Here is a 12,309-nt window from a genome sequence, read left to right as displayed (position 1 = left end):
CATTGAGATGCTTACCTGTTTTAGCAAACACCATATCGTCTGCGAGTTTTACCATTTCCTTAAGGTTCATAGAGTCGGGTAGATGTCAGGGTTGGTTGTATTGTACCCAACATTTCCCAACATTTCCCAACATTTCCCAACATTTTTCATAGAGGGCGAGTTGAAGTTGCATACAAAAGTCCCAACAAAATTGAGCATTTTGGGCTAGACAAAGCTTAGATTTCTAAAGATAATGAGAGAAGTATAAAGAATAACTTGTGGGATTAAACCCTGGTTTTTTGCCAATCACCACGTTAAGGAAAAGCCAAGATGTTACGAGCTTTAATTGCTATTTTTGTTGCATTCGCTATTACGTTCGTAGGAACTGCCAAGCCAGCCTATGCCTACTCAGATGATTTCAGTATGACATCCATTCCTCCCATCGAGATTCAGGCAAATGGTGGCTCAAGTCATATCAGCGATTTTTCTAACACCCGAACCTATGAAAAAGACATAGAGCAATCTAATAATTTCATAGGTAAAGTCATAGAAGGAACTGGAGAAGGAGTAAAAATCATAGCAACAATGATAACCATAAGTGGATTTTGCTACGTTGCAAGCGCCGCTGCAACAACAGTTTTCCCTCCTGCTGCTGCTTTAGTTGTGCCTTGCACTGCTTTGGGTGCTGTGGGGGCAGAAGCTAAGACAATGCTTAAAGGATTTGACAGAGTTTTAGGCGCACACTAGGTCTGTGGACAAATAGATTGATTGGCCCGAAGTCTTTATTAAAGAACTTTGGGCATTTTAGTGTGACTTTGCGATGATTGTATGGAGTGCGATCGCCCGATCGCGCATCAAGACCGATCGCCCTTTCTTGTTTCTGATGAGCGAGATCCTAATAATCATCGCTCCGTCTATGGCATTTATCCACCAACAACTACCAACCCCACACCGCAGCGAGTTGCCGCATCCGCCAAGCGGTTATCAAGTGTTGCGATCGGCAATTCCAATCGTAGTGCTAACTCTCTCATAAGCTGCATCATAAGCAGCTAAACCTTCTTGTCTTCCTAGCACCAGAGTTGACGAGAGTGCGCTGCTATCAGTGGCTTCGTCAACCTGAATTAAAAGTGATTGTAACAAAGCAATAGCCATCTCAGATTGCTGAGTTGTCATGCGGTTGCGTCGCTCGGCAACCAGGAGAGTATTAGCAACTTCTAGCGACCAAATGCCTGGTACAAATGCTTCGCAATCTGGCATCATCGCGAGTATAGCATTGGCATAATCATTATCTTCATCGACTAAGCACCAACTAATGGCTACAGAACAATCCAATACAAACTGCATTAAAACCTGCGCCCTTCTTCAATCATGGAACGGATTGAGCTTTTATCCAAGGCAATTTCTTGCCGCAGTTGTAGCATTCTAGCAATTGCTGCTTGAATTGATTTTTTAGTAGTCAGTTGTCCCCAAGCGTTATACTTCTGTTTAACTTCTTCAGACGGTAGAGGCTGTACAACTACTACCACTTCGACAGAAGTATCTTTAAACTCAGCGGGCATTTGGAGCAGCAATATGCCATCACATCCAATATGCGATATCAGTTTCATTGTTTCCATATCAGACTCCAGAAACTTAGAGCAATTCCAGTTTACCTCAAAGCTGTTCACCTTGACCAGTATCTTGAGCGATCGCATGGGTGCTATTGAAGGGGAAGGAGTTCGCCCTTTATATCAATTCCTAAAAACTTGCACTTTTTCTATATCCAATCCCTCTTCGCCTAAAGTATCAGTCGAAGAATGACGATCGATAAACTCACTTAACAGCGCAAAAAACTGATCGAGTGCTTTGCTTTCATCCTCAGAATAAAACAGAATGACGTTAGCCCAAGATTGGCTAGTCTGCACATTGAATCTTTTTCGTATCCACTCAGGAAACTGCATAAAATCGCTATCTTGTTTAGTTGGCTGTTCTCCCAACTCATATTTAGCAACGCTGTAACCAGATAAAAAAGCCTGAAGACAAATAATTGAATGTCGTCCCAAGTACATTGAAGGAGCTTTCTTAATTTTCTCAATTAGTGTATATAAATCGTGCATCTTTTACCTCAATCTTTTTCAAATAACTGCAAATTTTGCCGCTCAAAATTCTTCTTCTATAACCTTAAAACTTCCCCTACCCAGTTCCAGAGTAGGAGATGTTAAATTTTGCAACCATTCCTGCCGAGTCACACCACTACAATCTATATTATCAAAAACAATTTCCTGTGCCTCAATGGTAATTGATATCCCTTGATGGTAGCCATTAGTAGCAATTTGCTGCTGTCGTCGTAAATCATAAATCACTGACCAAGGTAGGTCTTGCCTTTCTAAATCCAGTTTAATCTGCTTACCATGTAGATTTCTGACCGTCAAGAACTCTTTGATAGCCTGACTGCATTCAACACATTGAAAAACCCCATAAAGGCTGGCAATTTTAGCGATATCCTCTCGAATTTCATCTAAACTACTCCGATCTAAACTCAAAGTGGAAAGTTTACCTCCTATCTTTAGGTACAAGTATATCTCAAAATTTCGGGCATTTGGAGAAGCAATATGCCATCACATCCAATATGCGAGATCAGTTTCATTTTTTCCTAGTCAGACTCCAGAAATTTCGAGCAATTCTAGTTTACCTCAAAGCTGTTCGCCTTTACCAGTATCTTGACCGATCGTATAGGTGCTTTTGAATGGCGAAGGATGTCGCCCCTCAAATCTTTAGGCTATTTTACTTGCCTTCTTCTTTTTTCGTTCGCGCCTTTCTACTGCTATTTGTTTCATAACCTCTATTTCCTCAAAATCGACCTGCATCACAGCCGTCTTAAACTCCAGACCCAAAACACAGCTAATTTCAAGGAGTTCCATATAACTAGCACCTTGATAATCTTTATTCTCGTGTTCCTTAAGGCGTTCAGGGTCCATATCCAACCTTTCTGCTAGTTCTTCCACGCTGATCTTTGCTGCCATTCGAGCTTTAATTAAAGCATCTGATAGTTTATTGAAATTCTCAACTACAAGTTCGATCTGCTTACTCTTGTCCCACGCCATCAATCTTTCATATTCCGCTATTTCTTCATGCAACTGATCCAAATGGCGCTGAATCGAACCTCTACCTGCATCCCATTTGAGAAAGTCCTTTCTTTTTGCTTCTTCATCTCGCTCCATTGCTGCTAGAGTTTTGTTGAATTTCTCTACCCATTCTTTGCTGACTTCATACTGTAATTCATCTTTAATCATGGTTCCCACCTCATTAAATCTATCGCTATAATTCCTTTCTTATTTTTGTCCCTGTCACTTTGAAAAAATTCAAAGGAATTTTCTCCGTAATTGCCTACAGGTTCGTCTGAGGGAAAAATTTCCCCTCGATACTTAGCTTTTTGGGCATTTCGATCCTGATGATTGAACAATCTAGGAGCATTGATTCTCAGATACTCCCTGTCTACAGTTTCTCTATCGTAACAAGCATCAAAATCATTAGGCTTATCTTTGCTGGTAACAAAACTACCATCAATATAGATAGTTCTAGCACCTGCTGCTTTTAATTGGGTCATTGCCAGTTTCAAGCCCAATATCAAGCTATCTCTTTTAAAATTAGTGCCAAATCTCTCCTCAAACTCCTCCCATTCGCAAAAATGAACTCCCGGTGGTAGATTGCCGTTTTCATCGAATTCTGGAATCACTTACTCACACCCGCGCCGCAAATTAGTTGTTCGAGTCGATCGTACCACAGCTATCATTATAAACAAACAAAAACCCGGCGGCTACAAAAAACCGGGTTTCTCCATATTGTTGCTGCATTTTCGATCGCTCATATTCCACTCACGTAGGCCATCACAGGAGCACTTTGCTGCTGCTGCGCCAGTGTCAAAAGCCGCTGAATCCGCTCTTCGGTAGAGGGGTGAGTGCGGAAAAGTGACTGCAAACCTTTAGTCGAAAAAGGATTCACAATCAGCAGCGGCGACATCGCCGGATTGCCGTGCATCGGAATTTCTCGGCTCATTTTTTCCAATTTTTGCAGGGCGTTTGCTAAGCCGATCGGGTTATTGGTAATTTCCACCGCACCGCTATCGGCTGCAAATTCCCTCGTCCGAGAAATCGCCAATTGAATTAGCGTTGCTGATAGCGGTGCTAAAATGATTAAAAACAGCAAACCAAAGGGATTCGGCCCTTGTCTGCTGTCCCGCGTCACCGGGCCGTAAAGCGCTCCAAATGTCAGAATTCGCCCGACAAATGTAATCGCGCCCGCAATTGTCCCTGCAACTGCTTGAGTCAGAGTGTCGCGGTTGCGGATGTGCGTCAGTTCGTGCGCTAAAACGCCTTCCAATTCTTCGCGGGAAAGCAGTTTGATGATGCCTTCAGTAACTGCTATTGTGGCGTGTTCCGGGTCTCTTCCCGTGGCGAATGCGTTGGGAGATTGAGTGGGAACTACAAAGATTTTTGGCACGGGAATTTCGGCTTTGGCGCTCAGCGATGCTACAATATCGTAGAGTTCGGGAGCTTCGCTGCGGGCGATCGGGCGAGCGCGGTAAGCCATCAAAGCGGCCGTATCGGAATAGTACCAAGAGCTAAAACTGGTGAAGGCCGCTAATGCTAAACCGATGTAAAGTCCTTGCTCGTTGCCGATTAAATAATAGCTTCCTAAAACTAGAAGGCCGCTGAGAAGCCCTAATAGAGCTGCTGTTCTGATGTGATTTGTTCCTTGCATGGCGGGTTGGGGCGATCGCGAATTTTGATATTTTTGAGCTTGTTATTAGATTTTCATATTTTCGGGCGATCGCGCCTCTATCCGCCGAAATAACTGCTGCAATCAATAGTAGTATTTTGCCTCCTCAGTCATAAAAAGAGGTGGCTCTGCCACAGCATATGACATTTCCAAGCAGAGCCTGGAAACGAGATTAATCTCACGAATTTGCTGCCCAAAGAATAGAAATATTCCTGTATTGCTTGAACATTGAATCAGCACTCACCAGCGTCATCTCCTCTATCTGAGCCTGAGCAATCAGCATTCGATCGAAAGGATCGCGATGATGTAATGGTAACGCAGCCGCTCGCAGGGCATGAGGTGCTGTAATTTCTAACGATCGCACATCTAACTGTATCATGCGCGTCGAAATGTAGGTATCTATGGGTTCTGGCAGCGGCAACTTTCCGATCGCAACTTTGATGCCCATTTCCCAGACACTAGCAACAGAAAACCACAATTCGTTCGTTTCATCGGCAATGTGTGCGATCGCCTCCTCATTCAATCGATCTGGTTGGGCAAACCACCACAAAAAACACTGCGTATCCAGCAAGAGTTTCACTCTGCATTCCCCTCGAATGCGGTCAAAATCTCTTTTGGCAAAGGATCGTTAAAGTTTTCTGGCAAAACAAATCTCCCTCGATCTTGTCCTAAACAGGATCGTCGATTGGATGAAGTACGAAACGGAACCAACTTCGCAACTGGGATGCCTTCGTTGGAAATAATGATTTCTTCTCCCAGTTCCACACGCGACAATAGTAGTGAGAGATTCGTTTTAGCTTGATGGATATTTACAGTTTCCATGCTCTTAAAAAACTAAGTCTGTCAACTAATTATAACAAAATAAACGCAGACAATCTTACATTTATCTGCGTTTACCTGGGTTGATATGCGGTTGAATTCTCCAACCCTAAACCGCTTGCACTTCCTTTTCCTCAACAGCAACAGGTTCTTGATATACTGTTTGAGACTCATTAGCCAAAAAGTCAGCTAATTGTTCTTCGATTTCATCCCGCACAATTTGACGGTATTCTAGGAAATGCTCGTTGTGGGCGCACACTGTTAAATAGTGATCCCAAACCGCAGGATTGCGTTTGATAATGCTGAACAAATGATGCCAGAATTTCCACCGAGTTGAACGCTTGACTCCTTGTCGCCAAACTACAGTTAGCAGTGCTCGCAAGTCGATCCAACTGGGGATTCTTGATGGTATATCTGCTGTAGGTGCACCCAGCATCAAGAAGTGGCGGTAGGTGCGGTCTAAGTATTTCTCAGCATCGTACACATCAGAAAATGCTTGGACATATTCCCGCGCGATGTCTTCTAGCGGCCGCGTTGGAATGAAGTTCATCAAAGTTGTCTGGTTGAGGTTGCCAGATTTGTCGCGCAATCTGCCTTCTTTTGCTAGTCTGTGGGACAATGCAGTGTGCGGCAAAGCTTGCAGCATTCCAAAGGTTGTGCTCGGAATTGCGGCTGCTTCGGCAAAGTCTACAATGCGTTGACCTGCGCCTGGTTTTTCGCCGTCGAATCCGATGATGAATCCGGCCATTACTCGCAAGCCGGATTTGGCAATTAGTTCTACTGATTCGATTAGGGAATTGCGGGTATTTTGGAATTTTTTGGTCATTTGCAAGCTTTCTTCGTCGGGGGTTTCAATTCCTAGGAATACTGCATTGAAATGACATTTCACCATCATGTCCATCAATTCTTGGTCTTGGGCTAAGTCGATGGATGCTTCTGTGTTGAAGTTGAAGGGGAATTTGTGTTCTATTTGCCAGACTTCTAAGTCTTTTAGCAATAGTTTGACACTGCGTTTGTTGCCGATGAAGTTGTCGTCTACCATGAACACGCCGCGCCGCCAACCTAGGTTATAAAGGCAGTCTAATTCTGCGATTAATTGTTGGGGAGTTTTGGTGCGGGGTTTGCGCCCGTAGAGGACGATGATGTCGCAGAATTCGCACTGGAAGGGACAGCCTCGCGAAAATTGAATTGACATCGAATCGTAGGCGTCTAATTCCAGCAAATCGAAGCGGGGAACTGGGGTTGTGGTAACATCGGGTTTTATGCCGTCCGATCGATACATTCCACTTTTTTCGCCGCGCGCTATTGCTTCGACGAACATCGGCAAGGTGATTTCGCCTTCGTCGAGAATCAGGTAATCGATGCCTGCAGCTTGAGGTTCTTCGGGTACGGAAGTCGGGTAAGGGCCGCCGCAAGCTACGGATTTACCGCGCCGTTTTGCTTCGCGAATGATGTCTAGCAAATCTTCTTTTTGGACAATCATGGCGGAGAGAATAACGAGCTCTGCCCATTCCCATTCTGCTTCGGTGATTTGTCTGATGTTGCGATCGACTAACTTAAATTCCCATTCTTGGGGTAGAATAGCTGCTACTGTGACCAAACCCAGCGGTGGAAGCAGCACTTGGCGATCGACTAATTCTAGGATTTTCTCGTAAGACCAAAATGTTTTCGGAAACAGGGGATAAACTAGGAGAACTCGCATTATATGTTAAACCTCACATCAGTAAACAACTTGCGATCGGGCTGGCGGGGCGTGAGAGTTCGATCGACTCTCAAGACTTAATATTAAGGCTAAAATTACGATCTTGCGCGCGATCGAATATCGGGCGAGGGGTAACACCCCCTAAGACCAATAAAACATCGCAATTTTTAGGTTGCAGTTCCCTGTTAAAGTTAGCAAATGCTGATATCTTATCGTATTTAACCCTTAATTGACGATAATCGCATTGAAAAAGCGCCGGATTCAGACAAAAAACAACTTAAAAAACTTACATTATTCGTAAAATGCGCCTCGGCGCACCCTACACATATCTGGTAAGGTACACATTGGCGTTCCCTCTTCCGACGGACATCGGACTGATGACGTTGTACGGAAAGCAGTTGCCAGTTGTCAGTTGTCAGTTGTCAGTTGTCAGTTGTCAGTTTTCAGTTGTTACCAATAACAAATAACTAATAACTAATAACAAATAACTAATAACTAATAACTAATAACTAATAACAAATAACAAATAACAAATAACAAATAACAAATAACAAATAACTAATGACCTACTTTACATTTTGATCGGGAATCCCGCTAGTTCTTAACATATCCGCAACTGTACCGCAGTAACTCGGCATTCCGATGCTTTCGGGATTGACCAGATTTTGATAGGTAAAATGGCGGTAGCTGATGCAAAATCTGTCCCAAGCTGCCACCTGAATTCGGAACAGCCAAATAAAGAAATCGGCTAGTGTTGGTGACAGAGTAAGCCGAAAAAATATGTTTTTATGCAAATACTGGCAAGCTTGTTCTACGACTTCGTTAGCTGTAATCGCCGGATTTCCTAGCACAAAATGTCGCGGTTCCTCGGAAGCCGGCGGATGTTCAACTAAATAATTAACTACTTTGGCAATATCTGCACCGTGGATGAAGTGAAAGCTTCCGTCTGCCTTAAACCAGCGAATTAAACCGATCCATTTGGCGACAAGCGGCAAGCCGGATGACAGGTGAGAGACTGGTTTTTCTGCGTCTCCTCCCAATACTAATGTTGGGTAAAGTGCGGTAATCGGAGGTACATTTGTCAAGGTGGATAATTGCGTCATGCAATCGTATTTCGACCGAATATAATCTGTTCCCAGTTCGCCGGCTTCTGCGAGCAAGTTGTTGTCTCTACCGAGTATGCTGGCTGTTGAAAAGTAAATTACTTGCTGGCACTTTTCGGGCGAAAGTAGTTGAATTAGGCGCAGGGTTTTGGTGACGTTGACATCAAAAACTTCTTGGGTTCCTCCCCAAGCTGTGGCGGCTAAAATTGCTACGTCTATTGTTTGCAGGAGTTCGGAATGGCGATCGATATCTTTCATGTCGCCTTGTATGATATGGATGCCGGGGCGGGCTTTCCAGTCAAATTTTAGCTTGTCTGGGTTGCGAACTAATAGGTAAAGTTCGTGGTTGGTCTCTTGAATCAAAGTTTCGGCCATGTAGTGACCGATACAGCCACTTGCACCCGTCACAAAAATTTTTTTGGGGTTCATTTTGTCGGTGGGGAAGAGGGCAGGAATGAGGGTTTTTTATGGTTGGGAAACGCTAATGCTTTAACTCGTTACCAGGCTCTGCCTGGTAACGCAGATCGGGAGGCTCTGCCTCCATTGTAGGCGAGGCAGAGCCTCGCTTGTATGGGTTCCGCAGGCAGAGCCTGGGAACCAGTTAAATCGCAATTCAAGCAGTAACTGCGAGCAATTTGTCGGCTTGTTTTGCGGTTTCAAAGAAGAAACGCACGTTGTCTTCGGGAGTTCCCGGTAACACGCCGTGTCCTAAATTGAGGATGTGTCCGCGCGGGCCCGCTTTGCGAATTGTATCAAGAATTCGATCGCGAATAAACGCTTGAGAACCAAACAACACGCCCGGATCGAGATTTCCCTGAACGTTCATGTTGGGGCCCAAACGCCGGCGGGCGTCGGCCATATCAACTGTCCAATCGACGCTGATGATATCGGCGCCGGATTTGGTCATGCTTTCGAGGAGGCCGCCACTACCGCTGACTAAGAGAATTAGCGGGGTGTCGGGATGGGTTTTTTTGACTTGATCGAAAACCTGTTTTTGGTATGGTAGGGCGAAGGTTTCGTAGTCCTGCGGGGACAGTTGGCCGGCCCAGGAGTCGAACATTTGCACTACTTGCGCGCCGCAGTCGATTTGATAGCGCATATAAACTGCGATCGCATCGGCGAATTTTGACAGCAACTGATGCAGTAAAGTTGGATCGGAAAATGCCATGTTTTTGATGATGGCATAATATTTAGAACCTTTACCCTCAACGGCATAGGCCGCCAGCGTCCAGGGCGCGCCGACAAAACCGAGCACGGTGGATTTGTTGCCGACTTCCGCGCGCAGGGATTTGAGGATTGTTTTGATAAACGGCAAGCTTTCTTCCGGGTTCAGCGGTTGGAGGTTGTCGATTTGCTCTTTAGTGCGGATGGGTTCGTGGATAATCGGGCCTTTGCCTTCGGCGATGTCCATGTCGATGCCCAAACCGGGCATTGGGGTGACAATATCGGAAAACAGAATTACGCCGTCGGGTTGAAACGCGCGCCACGGCTGAAGGGAAACTTCGATGGCGACTTCGGGAATTTCGGAACGTTCGCGAAACGAGGGATACTTTTCTCGCAAATCTCGATAAGCCTTCATGTAGCGGCCTGCTTGGCGCATCATCCACACGGGCGGGCGTTCTAGGGTTTCGCCGCGGGCTGCCCGCAACAGTAAGGGAACTTCATTTAATGCCGACATTTTAACTTTTCTCTACCTTAGATATTTCAATGCCTTTGGTAGCTTACCACTGTCCGATCGTCCTTTTCGACAAAAAATTCATCCGTCCGCAGCACCTATATATGTATGTACGTGCATTCGGACTGACGCGAGGCTCAGAAACCGGGGGAAAGGTGGACGAAAATACGCGCGTTGTCGGCATATCAGCTAAAAAACCCGGTTTCTTCGGGCGCCAATGCGTAAATGCGGTGTATCTGTGACTGCGAAGCACCTTAGCGCCAGCGATTTGAAGGAAAACCACCGCAGGATATGTTTTTCAAGGGTTTTGACTTTTGGACTGAGGAAGAGTTGGGTGGGGCGGGTTGATAAATATTGTTGGTGAAACCAGCCCCTTGTATCTGAAAAGAGTCAAGACAGTATGTACGATCGACCATAATATCCCGCCGGGGCAGGTTTATTGAATCTCTGATCTCGTTTCCGGTTGCATCGGAATCATAAAATCGAGTCGTACCGCCAACAGTCAACAGTCAACAGTCAACAGCCAACTATTCCCCAGGAGTGCAACCGGAATTGATATGATTTGTGTTAGATATCAAGCGCGAAGGGGCCCCGACAAGCTCCTGCTTAATTAACTGGAGATAAGATCGAAATCAATCAGCGAAATGCTTAATAATCGCATCCGCAAACTCAGAACACTTAAGTTCCGGTACGGGCGGTTCCATCAACCTTGCCAAATCGTAGGTAACTTCACCGTTAGAAATGGCCGCTCCCAAACCCTTCTTAATCAAATCTGCGGCTTCCTGCCATCCCATATATTCTAACATCATGACTCCCGACAAAATCAGCGAACCGGGATTGACTTTATCCAAACCTGCGTGTTTCGGTGCAGTGCCGTGAGTTGCCTCAAAAACTGCACATTCATCGCCAATATTTGCGCCGGGGCCCATTCCCAATCCGCCGACAATTGCAGCCGCCGCATCGGATAAATAATCGCCGTTTAAATTCATCGTTGCCAAAATTGAATACTCGGCAGGTCTGGTTTGAATTTGCTGAAAAATACTGTCAGCAATTCTATCGTTGACCATGATTTTTTCTTTCCACTTACCGTTACCGTGACTGTCCCAAATTGCAAACAGAACGTCGGCTACTTCTTGGCGGATTTTGGCTTGTTTTTCGGGAGTCAAAGCATCGTATCCCGGATCTATTTGGCGGGCATTGTCTTCTAAACTAAGAGCGGGATTGCGTTCTTTGTTGTCGAGAACCCAAGATTCTCTTTCTGTCACGCACTGGTTGCGAAATTCGGTGGTTGCTAGTTCGTAACCCCAATCTCGGAAAGCTCCTTCGGTGTATTTCATTATGTTGCCTTTGTGCACCAAGGTTACTTGCTGCTTGTCTTTTGGCAACCGCAAAGCGTGGGTCATTGCCCGCCGTACTAAACGTTGGGAACCGCTTTTGCTAATCGGTTTAATTCCTATTCCTGAATCGAGGCGAATTTGTTTTTTGCCGTGTTCTGGTGTTGCGGGAATTAACTCATTGTTGAGGTATTCAATCAACTTTTTGCCTATTTCGCTGCCTTTTGCCCATTCAATTCCGAGGTAAATATCTTCTGTATTTTCCCGGTAAATAATTACATCTAGGAGTTCGGGAGTTTTGTGCAGCGATGGGGTTCCATCGTAATATTTGCAGGGGCGCACGCAGGCGTAAAGGTCAAAAATTTGCCGCAATGCTACGTTTAGCGATCGAATTCCGCCACCGATTGGGGTTGTCAGTGGCCCTTTGATGGCGACTCCGTATTCTTTGATAGCGTCTAGGGAATCTTGGGGCAAATACTGGTAAGTTCCGTAGACATCGCAAGCTTCGTCGCCTACGTAAATCTTGAACCAGTTAATTTTGCGCTGGCCACCGTAGGCCTTTTCTACCGCAGCATCCATGACTTTCTGGGATGCCGGCCACAAATCAACGCCCGTACCGTCGCCGCGGATGAAGGGAATAATCGGGTCGTTGGGGACGATCGGCAAACCGTCTTTGAAAGTAATTTTAGAACCAGTGGTCGGGGCTACAATCTTTTCGTACATATCTTAACAGTGCGGATAGCAATGTTCCCTATTTTGCCACGATTATACCAGAAGTCATTAGTCATCAGTCATTAGTCATTAGTCATTAGTCATCAGTCATCAGTCATCAGTCATCAGTCAACAGTCAACAGTCAACAGTCAACAGTCATCAGTCAACAGTCATCAGTCAACAGTCAACAGTCAACAGTCAACAGTCAACAGTAATCAGTGCTGTCG

Annotated in this window: 14 protein-coding genes; 1 reads left to right on the top strand and 13 read right to left on the bottom strand. The window is 45.3% G+C overall.

Features of this window, described 5'->3' with window-relative positions:
- Positions 1-309: 309 nt before the first annotated feature.
- Positions 310-726: a hypothetical protein gene (locus tag WBA89_RS07660; RefSeq protein WP_106147605.1), complete on the top strand. Its 417-nt coding sequence runs from the start codon at positions 310-312 to the stop codon at positions 724-726.
- Positions 727-963: 237 nt separating this feature from the next.
- On the opposite strand, the gene WBA89_RS07655 is transcribed toward WBA89_RS07660, so the two are convergent.
- From WBA89_RS07655 to WBA89_RS07595, 13 genes are all read right to left on the bottom strand, one after another.
- Entirely contained in the window at positions 964-1,323 is a 360-nt protein-coding gene (locus WBA89_RS07655; protein WP_424405298.1) for a type II toxin-antitoxin system VapC family toxin, read from the bottom strand.
- Positions 1,323-1,595 carry a hypothetical protein gene (locus WBA89_RS07650; RefSeq protein ID WP_424405296.1) on the bottom strand — a complete coding sequence of 91 codons (273 nt, stop codon included), beginning with the start codon at positions 1,593-1,595 and terminating at the stop codon, positions 1,323-1,325. The genes WBA89_RS07655 and WBA89_RS07650 overlap by 1 nt, the downstream gene beginning before the upstream one ends.
- A gap of 114 nt (positions 1,596-1,709) precedes the next feature.
- On the bottom strand, positions 1,710-2,075 hold the full coding sequence (locus WBA89_RS07645; protein ID WP_424405294.1) for a hypothetical protein: 366 nt from the start codon (positions 2,073-2,075) through the stop codon (positions 1,710-1,712).
- 42 nt (positions 2,076-2,117) lie between these two features.
- Positions 2,118-2,501, bottom strand: coding sequence for a papain fold toxin domain-containing protein (locus WBA89_RS07640; protein WP_424405292.1), 384 nt, complete (start codon positions 2,499-2,501; stop codon positions 2,118-2,120).
- A gap of 231 nt (positions 2,502-2,732) precedes the next feature.
- Complete coding sequence (locus tag WBA89_RS07635) at positions 2,733-3,251, bottom strand: DNA-binding protein (RefSeq protein WP_424405290.1); 519 nt, start codon at positions 3,249-3,251, stop codon at positions 2,733-2,735.
- Positions 3,248-3,694 carry a DUF6932 family protein gene (locus WBA89_RS07630; protein WP_424405288.1) on the bottom strand — a complete coding sequence of 149 codons (447 nt, stop codon included), beginning with the start codon at positions 3,692-3,694 and terminating at the stop codon, positions 3,248-3,250. The genes WBA89_RS07635 and WBA89_RS07630 overlap by 4 nt, the downstream gene beginning before the upstream one ends.
- Positions 3,695-3,822: 128 nt before the next feature.
- A complete protein-coding gene (locus WBA89_RS07625; RefSeq protein WP_424405286.1) occupies positions 3,823-4,719 on the bottom strand; it encodes a M48 family metalloprotease in 897 nt (298 codons plus the stop codon).
- Between the two features lie 196 nt (positions 4,720-4,915).
- Positions 4,916-5,317: a type II toxin-antitoxin system VapC family toxin gene (locus WBA89_RS07620; protein WP_333424529.1), complete on the bottom strand. Its 402-nt coding sequence runs from the start codon at positions 5,315-5,317 to the stop codon at positions 4,916-4,918.
- Positions 5,314-5,559 carry a type II toxin-antitoxin system Phd/YefM family antitoxin gene (locus WBA89_RS07615; protein WP_424405284.1) on the bottom strand — a complete coding sequence of 82 codons (246 nt, stop codon included), beginning with the start codon at positions 5,557-5,559 and terminating at the stop codon, positions 5,314-5,316. The genes WBA89_RS07620 and WBA89_RS07615 overlap by 4 nt, the downstream gene beginning before the upstream one ends.
- A 106-nt stretch (positions 5,560-5,665) precedes the next feature.
- Positions 5,666-7,258, bottom strand: a complete 1,593-nt coding sequence (locus WBA89_RS07610; RefSeq protein ID WP_424405282.1) for a B12-binding domain-containing radical SAM protein — start codon at positions 7,256-7,258, stop codon at positions 5,666-5,668.
- Positions 7,259-7,824: 566 nt separating this feature from the next.
- The gene (locus WBA89_RS07605) at positions 7,825-8,790 is read right to left on the bottom strand and encodes an NAD-dependent epimerase/dehydratase family protein (RefSeq protein WP_424405280.1); all 966 of its coding nucleotides are present in this window, start codon (positions 8,788-8,790) and stop codon (positions 7,825-7,827) included.
- Positions 8,791-8,974: 184 nt separating this feature from the next.
- A complete protein-coding gene (hemE, locus tag WBA89_RS07600; RefSeq protein WP_424405278.1) occupies positions 8,975-10,039 on the bottom strand; it encodes a uroporphyrinogen decarboxylase in 1,065 nt (354 codons plus the stop codon).
- Positions 10,040-10,668: 629 nt separating this feature from the next.
- Positions 10,669-12,093 (bottom strand): NADP-dependent isocitrate dehydrogenase, encoded by a 1,425-nt coding sequence (locus tag WBA89_RS07595; protein ID WP_424405276.1) that lies wholly within the window; start codon positions 12,091-12,093, stop codon positions 10,669-10,671.
- Positions 12,094-12,309 lie beyond the last annotated feature (216 nt).

It is taken from the genome of Microcoleus sp. (assembly GCF_049646505.1).
Classification (GTDB): Bacteria; Cyanobacteriota; Cyanobacteriia; order Cyanobacteriales; family Microcoleaceae; genus Microcoleus.
Note: the sequence above shows the minus strand (reverse complement) of the source record. Positions and strands in the feature narration are given on the sequence as shown.

Bases quoted from the DNA above. Each gene is read 5' to 3' on its own strand.
- WBA89_RS07660 (WP_106147605.1), top strand. From the start codon at position 310: ATGTTACGAGCTTTAATTGCTATTTTTGTTGCATTCGCTATTACGTTC.
- WBA89_RS07655 (WP_424405298.1), bottom strand. From the start codon at position 1,323: ATGCAGTTTGTATTGGATTGTTCTGTAGCCATTAGTTGGTGCTTAGTC.
- WBA89_RS07650 (WP_424405296.1), bottom strand. From the start codon at position 1,595: ATGGAAACAATGAAACTGATATCGCATATTGGATGTGATGGCATATTG.
- WBA89_RS07645 (WP_424405294.1), bottom strand. From the start codon at position 2,075: ATGCACGATTTATATACACTAATTGAGAAAATTAAGAAAGCTCCTTCA.
- WBA89_RS07635 (WP_424405290.1), bottom strand. From the start codon at position 3,251: ATGATTAAAGATGAATTACAGTATGAAGTCAGCAAAGAATGGGTAGAG.
- WBA89_RS07625 (WP_424405286.1), bottom strand. From the start codon at position 4,719: ATGCAAGGAACAAATCACATCAGAACAGCAGCTCTATTAGGGCTTCTC.
- WBA89_RS07615 (WP_424405284.1), bottom strand. From the start codon at position 5,559: ATGGAAACTGTAAATATCCATCAAGCTAAAACGAATCTCTCACTACTA.
- WBA89_RS07610 (WP_424405282.1), bottom strand. From the start codon at position 7,258: ATGCGAGTTCTCCTAGTTTATCCCCTGTTTCCGAAAACATTTTGGTCT.
- WBA89_RS07605 (WP_424405280.1), bottom strand. From the start codon at position 8,790: ATGAACCCCAAAAAAATTTTTGTGACGGGTGCAAGTGGCTGTATCGGT.
- hemE (WP_424405278.1), bottom strand. From the start codon at position 10,039: ATGTCGGCATTAAATGAAGTTCCCTTACTGTTGCGGGCAGCCCGCGGC.
- WBA89_RS07595 (WP_424405276.1), bottom strand. From the start codon at position 12,093: ATGTACGAAAAGATTGTAGCCCCGACCACTGGTTCTAAAATTACTTTC.